Source organism: Arthrobacter sp. S39 (genome assembly GCF_004320525.1).
Lineage (GTDB): Bacteria > Actinomycetota > Actinomycetes > Actinomycetales > Micrococcaceae > Arthrobacter.
Map to the genome: position 1 here is coordinate 149,525 of NZ_SIHX01000005.1, position 14,693 is coordinate 164,217.

A 14,693-nucleotide genomic window follows, 5' to 3' on the forward strand; every position below is an offset into this window, starting at 1 on the left:
AAAGGGACGCCATCAGTCCGTGAAGTCGCCGGCGTTCCGGCGGAAGCTGCCCAGGATCCGGATGAGCTGATCCACATCTGCCGATTCGAAACCCGACTGGCCAAACACCTCGGAGTTCAGTACCGCCGTCGCGCGCTTCGCCACGGTGCGGCCCTCCGACGTGAGCTCGATCAGGGTGGTGCGGCCGTCCGTTGGATGCGGCGAGCGGGCTACCAGCCCGGCTCTTTCCAGCCGGTCGACGGCGTTGGTCACGGAGGTGGGATGGACCTGGAGCAGTGCGCTGGCCTTGTTCATGGGCAGCGCCCCGCTGCGGGCGAAGCTGAGCAGGGCAAGCAGTTCGTAGCGGGCAAACGTCAGTCCGAACGGTTTCAGGACGCTTTCGATCCGGGCCAGCAGGATCTGCTGGGTCCGCATGATGGCCGTAATGGCCGCCATGGGCGCGGCGACGTCAGACCAGCCACGCTCCTCCCAGTTGTGCTGGGCGTCGGCGATGGGATCGCGGGGCAGCGGTGCGCCCATCCCTCAGCCCTTCAAACCGGGGAAATCGGCTTCTGAATACTCGATTCCGGCTCCTTCGGGGAGCGCGGCACCGCCGGGGTCCAGGTCCCCGCCGTGCCGCAGTTCCTCGTTGTGCCGCAGTTCCACCCGGCGGATCTTGCCGGAGATGGTCTTTGGCAGGGCCGCGAATTCCAGCCGCCTGATGCGCTTGAACGGGGCCAGGTGGTCGCGGCAGTACCGGAGGATGTCCTCGGCCAGTTCAGGCCCGGGTTCATGCCCGGCGGCCAGCACCACGTAGGCCTTGGGGACGGACAGTTTCAGGGCATCGGGGGAGGGTACAACGGCTGCTTCAGCAACGGCCGGATGTTCGATCAGCACACTCTCAAGCTCGAACGGGGAGAGCCGGTAGTCGGAGGATTTGAAGACGTCGTCGTCGCGGCCCACGTAGGTGATGATGCCGCGCTCATCTCTGCTGGCCATGTCACCCGTGTGGTAGTAGCCGCCACGGAACGCCTCGGCGGTCCTTTCCGCATCCCCGTAGTAGGACTTCATCAGCCCCGCGGGCCGGGGATCCAGGCGGAGGCAGAGCTCGCCGTCGTCCGTCTCTTTCCCGGTGTTCGGGTCCACCAGCACCACGTCGTAGCCGGGAAGCGGCTGGCCCATCGCGCCGATCTTGACCGGCTGGCCCGGGGTGTTGGCGACCTGGACGGTGGTTTCGGTCTGGCCGAAGCCGTCGCGGATGATCTGCTTCCAGGCGCGCTGCACCTGCCCGATCACCTCGGCGTTGAGCGGCTCACCGGCGGAGACCACCTTGGTAGGCGGGGTCTTCAAAAGGGTCAGGTCGGCCTGGATGAGCATGCGCCAGACAGTGGGCGGGGCGCAGAAGCTGGTCACGTTTTCGCGGTCCATCTGTTCCATCAGTGCACGGGCATCGAATCGTTCATAGTTGTAGATAAAGACGCAGGCTTCGGCGATCCACGGCGTGAAAACGTTGGACCAGGCGTGCTTGGCCCAGCCGGGCGAGGCGACGTTCAGGTGCACGTCCCCTGGTTCCAGCCCGATCCAGAACATCGTGGACAGGTGGCCCACGGGGTAGGACGTGTGGGTGTGCTCCACGAGTTTGGCCTTGGACGTGGTGCCGGAGGTGAAGTAAAGCAGCAGCGTCTCGTCCGCGGCGGTGGGGGCGTCCGCGGCAAAGGTGGTTGCCGCCGTCGTCGCGCCCGCGTACTGGAGGGCGTCGGGATTGGCTGCTTCGGGACTGCCGGAAGTGCCGCCGTCGGCGATTTCGATGAGCCGGTAATCGCCGGGTACGCCGGCGAACTTGCCGATGTTGGAACTCCCGACGGCGGCCCAGCCTGCCTCGCCGCGCTCCACCCGGTCCACCAGGTCCGCCGGACCCATGAGGGTGGTGGTGGGGATCAGGACAATCCCCAGCTTGATGCCGGCCAGCATCAGCTCCCACAGCTCCACCTGGTTGCCCAGCATGATGATCATGCGGTCGCCGCGGCGGACGCCCTGGCTCCTAAGCCAGTTGGCCACCTGGCTGGAACGGGCGGCCAGGTCCGCGAAGCTGCGGCGGGTTGCTGAGCCGTCCTGCTCCACGATCACCAGGGCAGGCTTGTCTCCCCGGGCGGGGTCGGCGGCGATCTGGTCGAACCAGTCCAGGGCGAAGTTGAATTCCTCGAACCGTGGCCACCGGAACTCCTCCCGGGCCTGGCCGTAGTCGGAACGGAGGGCCAGCAGGCGGTCGCGTGCTGCGCGGAAGTCGTCGGTGACTGTCATGGTGGCGCCCTTTCAACAAGTGATGCGCATCACTGGTTATCCAACTCTGTGCAATATACTAGGACATCCAAGGGTTTGGAAGAGCGAAGGGACACCGTATGCCCGTGCCGCCACAACGACGTGATGAAGACGCCGTGACCGCAGCCCCGGCGGCACCGGCAGCCACGCTGCCATTTCCGGAGGCGGACCTGATGTACATCGTGGACCTGCTGCCGGGGCACGAGAAGGACCGCTACCTGGAGATCCGGGAGTTTCTGCAGGCCTCCGTCCGGCAGGCCTCGATCGACTACTGGAACCGCGAGGAATTCCCGTTCGGCCTCCTGGCGGAAATGGGCAAGCATGGCCTGGGCGGGCTGCAGACGGACGGCAGCTCCAAGCTCTTCAAGGGCCTGATGTACGTGGAAGTGGCCCGGGCCGATGTGTCCCTTTCGGCGCTGGTGGGCATCCACAACGAGCTGATCGTGGGAATGATCCATGAACTCGGTTCTCCGGAGCAGAAAGAACGCTGGCTGCCCGGGCTGACCTCCTTTGCCCAGCTTGGCGCGTTTGCCCTGACCGAGCCGGACCATGGCTCGGATATCGCGGGCGGCCTGGCCACGACTGCCCGTCTGGAGGGCGGCGATTGGGTGATCAACGGCGCCAAACGCTGGATCGGTGCCGGAACCATTGCCGACTTTGCGCTGGTCTGGGCACGGGACGACGCGGACGGGCAGATCAAGGGCTTCATAGTTGAGACGGACCGGCCCGGTTACTCGGCCACGAAGATCTCCAACAAGATCGGCCTGCGGATCATGCAGAACGCGGACATCGTCCTGGACAACGTGCGGATTCCGGAGTCCAACATGCTGCCGGGCGCCACCGACTTCTCCAAAGCCAACGATCTCCTGCGGGACTCACGCGCCTGGGTGGGCTGGCAAGGTGCCGGCATCCAGCTGGCGGCCTTCGACGTCGCCCGTTCGTACTCCGTGCACCGGAAACAGTTCGGCAGGGAGCTGGCACGTTTCCAGCTGATCCAGCAGCAGCTCGCCGAAATCCTGGGCAACGCCTCCGCATCGCTGGCGCTCATGGCCCAGCTGGCCCGGATCCAGGAGGATGGCAAACTGGAAATGGTGCAGGCCGCCATGGCCAAGTCCACTAGCACCCGGCTGGCGCGCGCGTCCGTGGCGATGGGCCGCTCCATCCTGGGCGGCAACGGCATCAGCACGGATTTCGAGATGGGGAAACTCTTCGGCGACGCGGAAGTCCTGTACACCTATGAGGGCAGCTACGAAATCAATTCACTGATTGTGGGCCGCGGCGTCACCGGAATGTCCGCCTTCGTTTAATTGCAAACGCGAAAACTCCCCCGCCAGTGCGAAAAGCACCAATGGGGGAGTTCCCTTGAGACGTTACAGCGGGCGGATGTTCTCTGCCTGCGGGCCCTTCGGACCCTGGGTCACATCGAATTCGACCTTCTGGTTCTCGTCCAGTGAGCGGTAGCCGCTGCTGGCAATTGCCGAGTAGTGCGCGAAAACGTCAGCGGATCCGTCATCCGGAGCGATGAAGCCAAAGCCTTTTTCGGCGTTGAACCATTTAACTGTGCCTGTTGCCATTGCTATTGCTACTTCCTTTGTAACCCTTTTCTGGTCCTGCTCCAACGGCAGGCAGATGGCGGAGATGATCCCCCGCTGTCTCAAACCTAGGGGGCGGACGGTGGGCGTGCAATAGCTGCCGTCATCAACTATTCAAGCTGTAACCTGCCGGAAATAGATGTTAAGGCTTAAGCAGCACCTTGATGGCCCGGCGTTCATCCATCGCTTTGTACGCTTCTGCCGCTTCCTCAAGGGGCATTTCGACGTCGAACACCCGGCCGGGATTGATGCGGCCGGCCAGCACGTCGTCGAGCAGCTCGGGGATGTAGGTGCGGGCGGGCGCCATGCCGCCGGACACTGTGATGTTTTTGTCGAACAGGTAGCGCAGCGGTATTTCGGCGCCGCCAGTGGGAACCCCCACGAAGCCCAGGGCGCCGCCGGGGCGGACCGAGTGCAGGGCCTGTTCCATGGATTCCTTCGTCCCGACGCATTCGAGGACCGAGTCGGCGAGCACCCCGCCCAGGAGTTCGCGGACCTTCGCCACGCCGTCGTCTCCGCGTTCTTCCACGATGTCCGTGGCGCCGAATTCGCGGGCGATGGCCTGCCGGTCGGCGTGCCGGGACATGGCAATGATCCGCTCGGCGCCCAGCCGCTTGGCCGCCAGCACGCCGCAGAGCCCCACCGCGCCGTCGCCGACCACCACAACGGTGCGGCCGGGGGAGACCTGGGCGGAGAGGGCGGCGTGGTGGCCGGTGGCCATGACGTCGGACAGGGTGAGCAGGTTCTTTCGGAGGGCGTCGTCAGGCTCCCCGGTGAGCGGAACCTTGACCAGGGTGGACTCAGCCAGCGGAACGCGCACTGCCTCGCCCTGGCCGCCGTCGATCTTCACCCCGGAGTCGTCCCGGCCGCCCCAGCCGGCCAGCCGGGCGCACGCCACGGTGACGCCGTTGCGGCACTGCGGGCATTCGCCGCAGCTGACCACAAACGGTGCAATGACGAAGTCGCCCGCCGTCAGCTCCATGACTTCGGCGCCGGTGCTCTCCACAACGCCGATGAACTCGTGGCCGATGGCGGTGGGACGGCGGGTGGGCTTGACGCCGCGGTAGGGCCAGAGGTCCGAGCCGCAGACGCATGATGCCGTCACCCTGACCACCGCATCGGTGGGCAGCTGGACCGTTGGATAGTCGCGGTCTTCCACCCTGATATCGCCGGGGCCGTGGATGATCGTGGCACGCATAACTGCTCCTGTCGGGCATGGACGAAGGGGAATACCGAGTCTAGCCCCGGCAGGCCGCCAAGGCGCCGGCAGCCGCGTCGAGGCGGCGGGTGGAGGCCAGTCCCAGGTGGTACAGGTGGAGTTCGCTGCTACCGGCTTCGAGGAGAGCGGCCCACTCCCGTGCCATAGAGCCGGCGTCGGCAGCTTTCGGCGGCAATAACAGCACGTACGAGCCCACCCGCGCCTCCGGCGCCGCCGCCCGCATCGCCGAGACGGTGGCGGCTCCCTGGGCCGTGTCTCCCCAACAGGGAACGACGGCGGTGACCTCGCCCATGCGCGGCCACAGTTGGCTGCGGCGGAGTGCTTCCACCGGAGCGAACGGCCCCGTGGACCACGGATCAGGCGAGGCATGGATCGAAATCCTGGGCGTGGTTCCGGAGTCCGCAACCACCGCCAGGCACGCATCCAGCAGGGCCGCCGTCGCGCTCCATCTGGTGTCCAGCAGCGGCAGGAATTCCTGGGCGCCGGACGCCGTTTCCGGCGTGGTGTGTGGATCGTCCGCCCGCAGAATTTCCTGCCGTACCCGGTTCCGTAGTGGCCCCGACGCCATTCCGCGCGCGTCGTAGGCGGAACAGCAGGCCGCGCAGAAGCACAAGGACAGGAGCGCCTGCACCCAGGGGGAATACTCGGCCCCGTCGGTTTTCTCATGCTGGTTCTGGTGGCCGAAGCCGAGAGGGCCCGCCGCTTCAAGGACCAACCCGTCGGGCCGGCCGCGCTGCAGTACTTGTGCCACCAGCGTGGCGGCGTACCTGCGTACTTCCGGATGCGAAGGGCACAGGGCGTGGCGGTATGTTTCTCCGAAGGCGTTCCGCACGCTGAACTCAGGCAGCCCCGTCCCGAGCGCACTTGAATGCGTCAGGACCGTCCAGGCATCGACGGGAAGCCCCGTGCTGCGGATAACGGCGGCCGCCGCGGAGAAGGAGTCATCGGTTCCCGTCCATTCCGCAGCATCCGCCGGAGTCAGTGACTGGCCGTTCCAGGCATTGCCTGCCGGCACGTAGAGGGCTGCGGACCGGGCGTCCACGACCCGGCGTTCCGGATGCCGGGGCGTGGCTGCGCGCACCGAGTGGTACGCCGCAGCCAACGCGACCCGGCTGACTCCCGTTGCCCTGATGCAGGCGGCCGCGTCAGGGTCCCCGAGGACGTCCCATGGATAGAGGTAGCCTGTAGCGCTCCGCATGGGTTGAGTCACCAGCGGGGCAGGTCTGCGGTGTACTCGGGGACGAACCGCTGCATGTAGCCGGTGTCATCCCGGGCGGTCATCTTTGCGTCGAGGTACTGCTGGTGCAGTTCCGCGAGTTTTTCCCGGTCCAGCTCCACTCCGAGGCCCGGACCGGGCGGCACCGCTACGCTGCCGTCAACAAAACGCAGGGTGCCGGGTTTGATAACGTCGTTGTGGCCGTTCCACGGGTAGTGCGTGTCGCAGGCGTAGGTGAGGGCCGGCGTGGCCGCGGCAACGTGGACCATGGCGGCGAGGCTGATGCCCAGGTGGGAGTTCGAATGCATGGACAGTCCCAGGCCGAAGGTCTGGCACAGGGTGCCCAGCTCCCGGGTGTGGCGTAGTCCGCCCCAGTAATGATGGTCGCCCAGGATGACCTGGACCGAGTCCAGTTCCACGCTGCGCTTGATGTGGTCGAAGGCCACCACGCACATGTTGGTGGCCAGCGGCATGGCAGCGGTGGCCGCCACCTCACTCATTCCTTCGAGGCCGGGGGTCGGGTCTTCGAGGTATTCGAGCAGGCCTTCTGTCTCCTTGGCCACCCACTGCGACGTCTCCACAGTCCAGGCCGTGTTGGGGTCCAGGCGGAGCGGCATCTCCGGGAACGCTTCCCGCAGGGCCTTGATGGCTTCGATTTCCTGGGCCGGCGGGAACACGCCGCCTTTGAGCTTGATGGACTTGAACCCGTATTCGGCAATCATCTTCTGCGCCTGCCGGACGATGCCTGCAGGGTCCAGGGCCTCGCCCCATTCGTCGGTGATGGCCGGACTGCCGTCCAGTGCTGGATGCTCGGCCCACTTGTAGAACAGGTAAGCGCTGAAGGGGACTTCATCCCGGACGGTGCCGCCGAGGAGCTCGCTCACGGTGCGGCCGGTGGCATGGCCCTGGATGTCCAGTGCGGCCACTTCGAAGGCGGAGAAGACGGCAGCCTTTTCGAAGGAGGACAGCGCCGGGTCCAGGGCCTCGTTGATGAGCTGTTCCATCATGGACGTGTCAAAAACACTGAGGCCCTTGATGGCGGCGGCGCCCACGGCGAGGTTGTCCAGCCGGCTCTGGCCGCCGGCGCATTCGCCCAGGCCCAGCAGGCCGTTGGCGGTTCTGACTTCGATGACCACGCGGTGGACCAGGGGTTCGTGGACCCCGACGGCGTTCAGCAGCGGCGGGTCGGAGAAGGCGATGGGGGTGATGGTGATGTCGGCGATTTTCAGGTCGGCCGCCGTGGGTGTGGTGGTGGACGTGAGGACAGTGCTGGTATGCATGGAACTTCTTTCGTGGGAAGGGCGGGACGGGCTGGCCTGCCCTAACCTTTGGTGGCGCCGGCGGTGATGCCCCGGATCATGGAGCGCTGGAGGAACAGGTAAACCAGCAGGCTGGGGATCATCGCCATGACCGCGCCGGCCAGCAGGACGCCCGGACCAACGGTGGTGTCATTCCGGAGGACGGAGAGCGCAACGGTCAGCGTGTAGTCGCTGGGGTCGTTGGCGGCGATGAGGGGGAGCAGGTACTGGTCCCAGACCATCATGAAGCCGAAGATCCCGATCACGCCCAGGGCAGGCTTGCAGAGCGGCAGGATGATGGTGAACAGCATCCTGAACTCGCCCACGCCGTCCAGCCGTGCGGCTTCCTCGATCTCGGCCGGAATCTCCTTCATGAATTCGCTCATGATGAAGATGGAGAAACCCCAAATACCCACCGGCAGGATGACGGCCAGGACGCTTCCGCGCAGGCTGACCCCCAGCAGGGGCAGATCGCCCAGCACCAGTGAGAGCGGGATGGCGATCACTTCCTCCGGCAGCATCATGGTCATCAGGACCAGCAGCATGGCGAAGGCCTGGCCGCGGAATTTCTTCCGGCTCAGGCTGTATGCGGCGAACACGGACACCGTCATCTGCAGGAGGAGCCCGCCGCCGGCAACAACCAGTGAGTTCAGCAGGTAGCCCCAGAGGCCCTGCTGCTGGGCCGCCTCGAAGTTCTGCAGGGTGAACGATTTCGGCAGCAGCGAGATGTCGGTAGGGCTGGAGTTCCGGTCGAAGGCCCCTGAAATGATTGCCATGAACGGCAGTGCAAAGATGCAGAACACCAGGATGCAGAGGATGATCCGCAGGGCCATGTTCGTGCCAAAGCGAGGGGACCAGCCCAAGGCGGAATCGAAGCGCGAGGAGGCCGAGGGCGTGGATTTCCGCGCGGCGGGGCGGGTGGTGGTCTGGCTCATCGTTCTGCCTTCCTTCGGGCCAGGAGCTGGGTGCCGACGGTCAGGAGGAGCGTGACCACCAGCAGGAGGACGGCCGCGGCCGATGCCACGCCGATGTCATTGCGTTGGAAGCCCAGCGAGTACATCCGGGTCATCCAGACCTCGGTTGAGCCGGCCGGGCCGCCTCCCGTGAGTACGTACACCTCGGTGAAGCTGCGGAGGCTGCGGATGGCGGCCAGGGTCAGGACGATCACGATCGAGGGCCGCAGCGCCGGCAGGGTGATGTAGCGGAGCCGCTGCCAGACGGTGGCACCATCCACGCCGGCTGATTCGTAGAGGGTGCGGTCCACGCCGGTCAGGCCGGCCAGGATGATCACCATGTTGTACGGCGCACCGCTCCAGATGCCGACGACGGCGATGGACCAGAGTGCGGTATCCGTACCGTTCAGGAACTGGAGCGGTTCCAGTCCCACCCACCCGAGGATGGTGTTCAACGGCCCGTCGGCAGTGGGGAAGTAGAGGATGCGCCAGATCTCGCCGACGACGGCGAGTGCCGTCACTACGGGCAGGAAGATGGCGGTCCGCAGGACCCAGAGGGACCGGGCCTGGCCCTCCAGCAGGAGGGCCAGGACGAATCCCACCACCAGGGCGCCGAGGGTCTGGGTCACGCCCAGGACCACGGTGTGGCCCAGGGCGTCCATGAAGCGGGCGTCCGTGAGGACATTGATGTAGTTGTCGAAGCCGACGAAAACGTCGCCGAGGAAGGGCTGGACCTTGAAAAGGCTCAGCCGGATTCCCTCGAACATGGGGATGAACTTGAAGTACAGGCCCAATACGGCTGCCGGCACCAGGAACAGCCAGATGGCCAGGACCTGCTTCCCGTTGACCCGCTTCCTGCCTGACCGTGCCGTCTTGGCGCCCTTGGCTGGAACCAGCGGGTCCGCTGGCTTTGTTGGCGTGACGGTCATGACTTGGCGTTCTGGCTCGTCAGCTCGTCGTTGATGGCCGTATCAAGCGCTTTGAGGCCCGAAGCCACATTGTCGGCTCCGCAGTCGGACACGATCTTGTTCAGTGCTTCTGCAGCCGCCTGCTTGATGGGGACAAAGTTGATCGCGGAGGGGAAGGCCTTGGAGGAGTCCTTCAGGGCATCCTGGACTACGCCCCAGCGTGGATCGTTGTAGACGGTGGCGGCATCGACGTCGGCGTTGACCGGGACGCGGACAATGGGCTGCTTGCCGGCTGTCATGCCTGCCTTCTGGCCGTCGGGGGAGACGAGGTAGTCGATGACCTTCTTGGTCTGGTCCGGCTTGCCGTTGCTGGCGGTGACGTAGATGTTCTCGCCTTCTGCCAGGACCGTGTTGTCAGCGGAGCCCTTGGGCGCTTCGATGACCTCGTAGGTGTCCTTGCCCAGGGCGGTGTCGAAGGAGGCGAGGTTGTAGGGGCCGGTGAGGATGATGCCGGTTTTGCCCGTCTGGAAGAACGGGGAGGCGACGCTCGTGGCGGCCGTGAGCGCGCCGGGCTGGGTGTTGCCCGGGGTGCAGAACTGCTGCTTGATCCAGGTGACACCCTTCTCGGTTTCGGCGCTCGAAGCGGAGGCAGCGTATTTTCCGTCGCCTTCGTCCTTGAGGTAGGACCCCCCGTCCTGCCAGATGTAGGAGGAAGCCCACCAGCCCAGGTAGCCGCGCTCCGTGGAACCGGGAACGGTCATGCCGTAGGTGTCTGCCTGGCCGTTGCCGTCAGGGTCCTTAGTGGCGAAGGCTGCGGCCAGGGCGGCCAGGTCCTCCTGGGTCTTGGGGACCGGGAGGCCCAGCTTTTCGCGCCAGTCCTTGCGGATGAGGGTCACCATGGTCTGCCGGGAGAACGGAACGCCATAGGTGGCGCCGTCCAGGCCCTTGGCCTCATCCCAGAGGGAGTCGGAAATCTTGTCGTTGCCCGTGACCGTGGACTTGTCCAGCTTCTGCAGGTAGCCCTGGGCGGTGTAGTTGCCCAGTGCGGCGGAATCGTTGATCACGATGTCCGGCAGGTCCTTTGATGCGGCACGGGTCTGGAGCTGCTGGTCCAGGTCGGGGACGCCCTGGAAATTGACCTGCACGCCGGTCTTCGCGGTGAACTCCTTGAACAGGGCGGCGTAAGTGGTGGCGGCGTCGGTGCCGGCGCGTGCCCAGACTTCAATGGGCTGGCCGTCGTCGGTTGCCGCCGGCACGGAGGACCCCGCGCTGCAGCCTGTGAGGACGGCGGCGGAGGCGACAGTGACGGCCAAGGCAACGCGGGAACGGGACTTAAACTTCGAATCCACTCTGATTCTCCTTTTTACATATGTAAATTGATGTTATCCTGTGAAACCTACTTTATGAGAGTATGATCATGGTCACAGGCTGTCAACCGTCGGAGGAATCTTGTCTGCAGCACCGAACCCCCAGACCATCGCCCTGACCGGCGGGGCCGGCATGATGGCCACACTGCTGCGGCCATACCTCGCCGACGCCGGTCATACGGTGCGGTTGCTGGACCTCGCGGAAGCCGCCGCCCCCGGCCCCAACGAATCCGTCCACGTGGGATCAGTGGCCGATCCCGTGTTCATGACGGGCGCACTCAAGGGCGCCACCGCCGTCGTCCACCTCGGCGGCCTGCACCGCGAGAAGGCCTGGGCGGACCTGGTGGCAACCAACATCACCGGCACCCAGGTGACCCTGGAAGCGGCGCGAATCAACGGCGTCGGACGCGTCCTCCTGGCCAGCTCGACGCATGCTGTGGGCTTCCACCCCACGGAAGCGGCGGCACAGGATGCGGTACTTATTCCGCGGCCGGACACCTACTACGGCGTCAGCAAAGCCGCGGTGGAGGCTCTGGGCAGCCTCTACGCCGACAAGTACGGCATGAAAGTGGTCAGCGCCCGGATCGGCACCGGCGGCGAACGGCCGGGGAACGTCCGGACGCTGGGTTCCTGGCTGTCGCCGGCCGATTCCTACCGTTTGGTGGAAGCCACCCTGAACGATCTGGGGGCACCAGGGCACCACGTGGTGTGGGCCGTTTCCGCAAATACCCGCGGGTGGGCAAGCCTCGAGGCCGGCCGCTGCATCGGATTCGAGCCGGTGGATGACGCGGAAGCATTTGCCGAAGGCGTGGATACCGCGGCGCAGGACAGTTGGGCAGGCCTGCTGGGCGGCTTCTGGGCCAGTGAGGGCCATAAGGTAGGGATGGACAACTACCCGGAGCTGGCGGGCAAATGAATGTGGCGAAGGCCCGGGTTGTGGGACGAGGGGGAGCAAAGATGACACCGCTGGAAGCGCAGCCAGGCGCCGGTGATGGTGCGGCGGGAGACGTAAAACTGGTTAAATCCGCTGAGCGCACGATCGCAATCCTTGAATTGCTGGCGGCCGCCCCCCAGCCCCTGACGACGGCTGAAATCTTCAGGCTGACCGGATACCCGCGGTCCAGCCTGCACTGGCTCCTGCTCACGCTGCTGGAGCTCAACTGGATTGAACAGACCGCGGAAGGCGGCTACCGGATCGGAGCCCACGCACTGCTGTGCGGCACGGCCTACCTGGACCGGGACCCGGTCATGGAACACGTCTCGGCTGTCCTTGAAAAGGTCCGGAACGCCACCACCTTCACCACGCACTATGCCCGGCTGGACCGTTCGGATGTCATCTACCTGGCCACGCGCCAGGCCGTTGACCGCAGGCGGCTTTCGTCCCGCGTCGGCCGGAAGCTGCCTGCCCAGGTGACGGCGCTGGGCAAGGCCATCCTGTCCGAGCTGACCGACGCGGAGGTCCGCCAGCGGATCGGTGCCGGTCCCTACGAGCGGCTCACGCCCAATACGGTGCCGGACTTCGAAGCGTTGCAGGCTGAACTGGCGGTGTTCCGCCGGACCGGCCACTCCGTGGAGAGGGAACAGAACACTGTGGGACTCTGCTGCGTCAGTGTGGTGGTGCCGTACCGGATCCCGGGCACAGATGCCATCAGCTGCTCCATTCCCACCGAACTCGCTACGGAGGAAGTCCTCCGCGACACCGTGGCCACCCTGGAAGCGGCCGCCGCTGAGCTGGCCAGAACCCTGCGGGTTGCCGGAATCCGCTAGCGCATGCCCTCCCGGCGGATGGCCGTGGCGATCGCCGCGGCCCGGGTCTCCACTCCGAGCTTGGCGTAAATGTGCGCCAAATGCGTTTTGACCGTCGCCTCGGAAATGAAGAGCCGCTGGCCGAGCTCCCGGTTGCTGAGCCCCTCGGTCAGGAGGCTCAGAAGCTCAGCTTCCCGCGGCGTCAGGACCTCGTCCGGATTGCGGAGCTGCTGGAAGAGGCGCGAGGCCACCGGCGCGCTCATCACGCTCTTTCCCTGTACTGCTCCACGGATGGCGGCGAATATTTCATCCGGGGAAGCGTCCTTGAGCAGGTAGCCCATGGCCCCGGCATCCACTGCCCGGACGATGTCCGCATCCGAATCGTAGGTGGTGAACACCAGGATGGCCTGCCGGCCGTTGCGCTGCCGCAGCGCCCTGATGGCCTCGATCCCGTCCATTCCGGCGCCCATGGCCAGGTCCATCACCACCACGGCGGGGGAATGCTGTTCCACCAGCTCCAGGGCCTCCTCGCCGGAGGCAGCCTCGGCCACCACGTCAAAATCGGGCTGCGTGCCCAGCAGCGCCTTGAGGCCGCTCCGGACCACCAAGTGGTCATCCACCAGGAGCACGCTGATGGTGGTCATGCGTCGCCCCGGTTTTCTTGCTGCAGTGCTGGCGCTGGCTGCGCCCGAGCCGGCAGTTGTGCTGCCACAACGGTCCCTTCGCCGGGTGAACTTTCCACCGAGAATACGCCTCCCAGTTGCTCCACCCGCTGGCGCATGGCGCGCAGCCCGTAGCCTCCGGCGTCCGACGGCGGTGCTGCCGCCAACGGATCAAAGCCGGTCCCGTCGTCGTAAATGTCCAGGGTGACGGAGTCCGGGAGGAATCCCAGCGTCAGGGTTGTCGTGGCGGCGTGTGCGTGCTGCTGGATGTTCGCGGACGCGCTCTGGACCACGCGCAGCAGGGTGTGCCGGACCTCAGCGGGAACGGTCCTCGGCTCACCGGTGACCAGGAGGCGGGCCTGCGGGACGTACTGCGTGGCCGCCTGGTGCAGGGCCTCGGGCAGCGGCGACGCCTCAAGGCCCGGGGCGGCGAGTTCGTGGACCAGGCTGCGCGTCTCGGCAAGGTTCCGGCGCAGGAGCTCCGTGGCCTGGGTGAGCTCCTGGCGCGATGCCTGGCCTGGCCACGAACGGTCAGCGGCCTCCAATAGGAGCAGGCTGCTGGCCAGGCCCTGCGTCACGGTGTCGTGGATCTCGCGCGATACCCGTTCGCGTTCGGCGATGGTGCCCGCCCGGCGCTCGCTGGCCGCCAGCTGACCCTGCGCCAGCGATACCTCGGCATGGAGGCGCCGCTGCTCCGCGGCGTCGTGCTCGATCCGGTCATAAATCAGGGTCAGCATCGCGCCGACAGCGAGCGGCCCCAGCAGCATCGCGAGGTCCGTGCCGTCGCTGAGCCGGAACAGCCCGACGGCGGTGGCGGCCGCCGTCGCGCCCGCCGCCACGTAGCCCACAGCGCCTCGAAAAGCGGTGCGGCACAGGAAGAAAATCGCAAAGGAGCACCACGCGAAGCTGGGTGCGGCGATGACCAGGGCTGCCCAGACGGCTACAAACACCAGCATCCAGACTGCCCACGGGCGTCCCTGCCGGGCCAGGACGGCGATCACGGCATACAGCGCGAACACCGCTCCTGCCAGTCCGAGGACCAGGAGGTTGTCCGGCAGGCTGTGCCGCATTGCATAGCGGACGGCCGAGGCCACAAGCAGGACAGCGAAGCCCAGGTGGACGGCGGCGTCGATCCGGCCGAGCCGGCCGGCTGCCGGGGCAGGGTGGGCAGGCAGGGCGGATCCTGTAGTCAGGGTTTCAGGGGGAGGGGCAGGGGATGGCATGGGGTCCGGTTCAGGTCAGGGGAGTTCCTCTCCCATGCTATTGCCCGCACCGTTGCTGGTCTCTCAGCCTTTTGGCTGATGCTGCTGGCCTTCCGGGGGAGCGGGGCGCAGCCGAAGGCCCGATGTTTGTTCCGGCAGGCCTGGACAGGATGGAGGGAGCCGATGCCCGTTCCAAGGGATCCCATCATCGTGAGTCCATCAGCATGAGGAG

14 protein-coding genes are annotated in these 14,693 nt (G+C 66.1%); 3 read left to right on the forward strand and 11 right to left on the reverse strand.

Annotated elements, in window-relative coordinates; genetic code table 11:
* Positions 1-12: 12 nt before the first annotated feature.
* Both EYS21_RS11925 and EYS21_RS11930 read right to left on the reverse strand, forming a co-directional pair.
* Positions 13-519 carry a MarR family transcriptional regulator gene (locus EYS21_RS11925; protein ID WP_131133421.1) on the reverse strand — a complete coding sequence of 169 codons (507 nt, stop codon included), beginning with the start codon at positions 517-519 and terminating at the stop codon, positions 13-15.
* A 3-nt stretch (positions 520-522) separates the two neighbouring features.
* Positions 523-2,280, reverse strand: a complete 1,758-nt coding sequence (locus EYS21_RS11930; protein ID WP_131133422.1) for an AMP-binding protein — start codon at positions 2,278-2,280, stop codon at positions 523-525.
* A 191-nt stretch (positions 2,281-2,471) separates the two neighbouring features.
* On the opposite strand from EYS21_RS11930, the gene EYS21_RS11935 reads away from it, so the two are divergent.
* Positions 2,472-3,605, forward strand: coding sequence for an acyl-CoA dehydrogenase family protein (locus tag EYS21_RS11935; RefSeq protein ID WP_242633412.1), 1,134 nt, complete (start codon positions 2,472-2,474; stop codon positions 3,603-3,605).
* 63 nt (positions 3,606-3,668) lie between these two features.
* Here EYS21_RS11935 and EYS21_RS11940 read toward each other — a convergent pair whose 3' ends face one another.
* From EYS21_RS11940 to EYS21_RS11970, 7 genes are all read right to left on the reverse strand, one after another.
* Complete coding sequence (locus EYS21_RS11940) at positions 3,669-3,872, reverse strand: cold-shock protein (protein ID WP_013599688.1); 204 nt, start codon at positions 3,870-3,872, stop codon at positions 3,669-3,671.
* A gap of 160 nt (positions 3,873-4,032) precedes the next feature.
* Positions 4,033-5,088, reverse strand: a complete 1,056-nt coding sequence (locus tag EYS21_RS11945; RefSeq protein WP_131133424.1) for a zinc-dependent alcohol dehydrogenase family protein — start codon at positions 5,086-5,088, stop codon at positions 4,033-4,035.
* 40 nt (positions 5,089-5,128) lie between these two features.
* Positions 5,129-6,307, reverse strand: a complete 1,179-nt coding sequence (locus EYS21_RS11950; protein ID WP_131133425.1) for a hypothetical protein — start codon at positions 6,305-6,307, stop codon at positions 5,129-5,131.
* 8 nt (positions 6,308-6,315) lie between these two features.
* Complete coding sequence (locus tag EYS21_RS11955) at positions 6,316-7,605, reverse strand: glucarate dehydratase family protein (RefSeq protein WP_131133426.1); 1,290 nt, start codon at positions 7,603-7,605, stop codon at positions 6,316-6,318.
* Between the two features lie 41 nt (positions 7,606-7,646).
* Complete coding sequence (locus EYS21_RS11960; protein ID WP_131133427.1) at positions 7,647-8,558, reverse strand: carbohydrate ABC transporter permease; 912 nt, start codon at positions 8,556-8,558, stop codon at positions 7,647-7,649.
* Positions 8,555-9,505 (reverse strand): sugar ABC transporter permease, encoded by a 951-nt coding sequence (locus EYS21_RS11965; RefSeq protein WP_131133428.1) that lies wholly within the window; start codon positions 9,503-9,505, stop codon positions 8,555-8,557. The genes EYS21_RS11960 and EYS21_RS11965 overlap by 4 nt, the downstream gene beginning before the upstream one ends.
* Positions 9,502-10,833, reverse strand: coding sequence for an extracellular solute-binding protein (locus EYS21_RS11970; RefSeq protein WP_131133429.1), 1,332 nt, complete (start codon positions 10,831-10,833; stop codon positions 9,502-9,504). Before EYS21_RS11970 ends, EYS21_RS11965 begins: the two co-directional genes overlap by 4 nt.
* A 100-nt stretch (positions 10,834-10,933) precedes the next feature.
* Between EYS21_RS11970 and EYS21_RS11975 the strand changes: the two genes are divergently transcribed.
* Positions 10,934-11,767: an NAD(P)-dependent oxidoreductase gene (locus EYS21_RS11975; RefSeq protein WP_131133430.1), complete on the forward strand. Its 834-nt coding sequence runs from the start codon at positions 10,934-10,936 to the stop codon at positions 11,765-11,767.
* 41 nt (positions 11,768-11,808) lie between these two features.
* Positions 11,809-12,618: an IclR family transcriptional regulator gene (locus tag EYS21_RS11980; RefSeq protein ID WP_131133431.1), complete on the forward strand. Its 810-nt coding sequence runs from the start codon at positions 11,809-11,811 to the stop codon at positions 12,616-12,618.
* Here the strand turns inward: EYS21_RS11980 and EYS21_RS11985 are convergent.
* Positions 12,615-13,241: a response regulator transcription factor gene (locus EYS21_RS11985; RefSeq protein ID WP_131133432.1), complete on the reverse strand. Its 627-nt coding sequence runs from the start codon at positions 13,239-13,241 to the stop codon at positions 12,615-12,617. The genes EYS21_RS11980 and EYS21_RS11985 overlap by 4 nt on opposite strands.
* Complete coding sequence (locus EYS21_RS11990) at positions 13,238-14,482, reverse strand: sensor histidine kinase (RefSeq protein WP_131133433.1); 1,245 nt, start codon at positions 14,480-14,482, stop codon at positions 13,238-13,240. Before EYS21_RS11990 ends, EYS21_RS11985 begins: the two co-directional genes overlap by 4 nt.
* Positions 14,483-14,693 lie beyond the last annotated feature (211 nt).

Bases quoted from the DNA above. Each gene is read 5' to 3' on its own strand.
- EYS21_RS11985 (WP_131133432.1), bottom strand. From the start codon at position 13,241: ATGACCACCATCAGCGTGCTCCTGGTGGATGACCACTTGGTGGTCCGG.
- EYS21_RS11960 (WP_131133427.1), bottom strand. From the start codon at position 8,558: ATGAGCCAGACCACCACCCGCCCCGCCGCGCGGAAATCCACGCCCTCG.
- EYS21_RS11935 (WP_242633412.1), top strand. From the start codon at position 2,472: ATGTACATCGTGGACCTGCTGCCGGGGCACGAGAAGGACCGCTACCTG.
- EYS21_RS11950 (WP_131133425.1), bottom strand. From the start codon at position 6,307: ATGCGGAGCGCTACAGGCTACCTCTATCCATGGGACGTCCTCGGGGAC.
- EYS21_RS11965 (WP_131133428.1), bottom strand. From the start codon at position 9,505: ATGACCGTCACGCCAACAAAGCCAGCGGACCCGCTGGTTCCAGCCAAG.
- EYS21_RS11925 (WP_131133421.1), bottom strand. From the start codon at position 519: ATGGGCGCACCGCTGCCCCGCGATCCCATCGCCGACGCCCAGCACAAC.
- EYS21_RS11940 (WP_013599688.1), bottom strand. From the start codon at position 3,872: ATGGCAACAGGCACAGTTAAATGGTTCAACGCCGAAAAAGGCTTTGGC.
- EYS21_RS11990 (WP_131133433.1), bottom strand. From the start codon at position 14,482: ATGCCATCCCCTGCCCCTCCCCCTGAAACCCTGACTACAGGATCCGCC.
- EYS21_RS11930 (WP_131133422.1), bottom strand. From the start codon at position 2,280: ATGACAGTCACCGACGACTTCCGCGCAGCACGCGACCGCCTGCTGGCC.
- EYS21_RS11980 (WP_131133431.1), top strand. From the start codon at position 11,809: ATGACACCGCTGGAAGCGCAGCCAGGCGCCGGTGATGGTGCGGCGGGA.
- EYS21_RS11945 (WP_131133424.1), bottom strand. From the start codon at position 5,088: ATGCGTGCCACGATCATCCACGGCCCCGGCGATATCAGGGTGGAAGAC.
- EYS21_RS11955 (WP_131133426.1), bottom strand. From the start codon at position 7,605: ATGCATACCAGCACTGTCCTCACGTCCACCACCACACCCACGGCGGCC.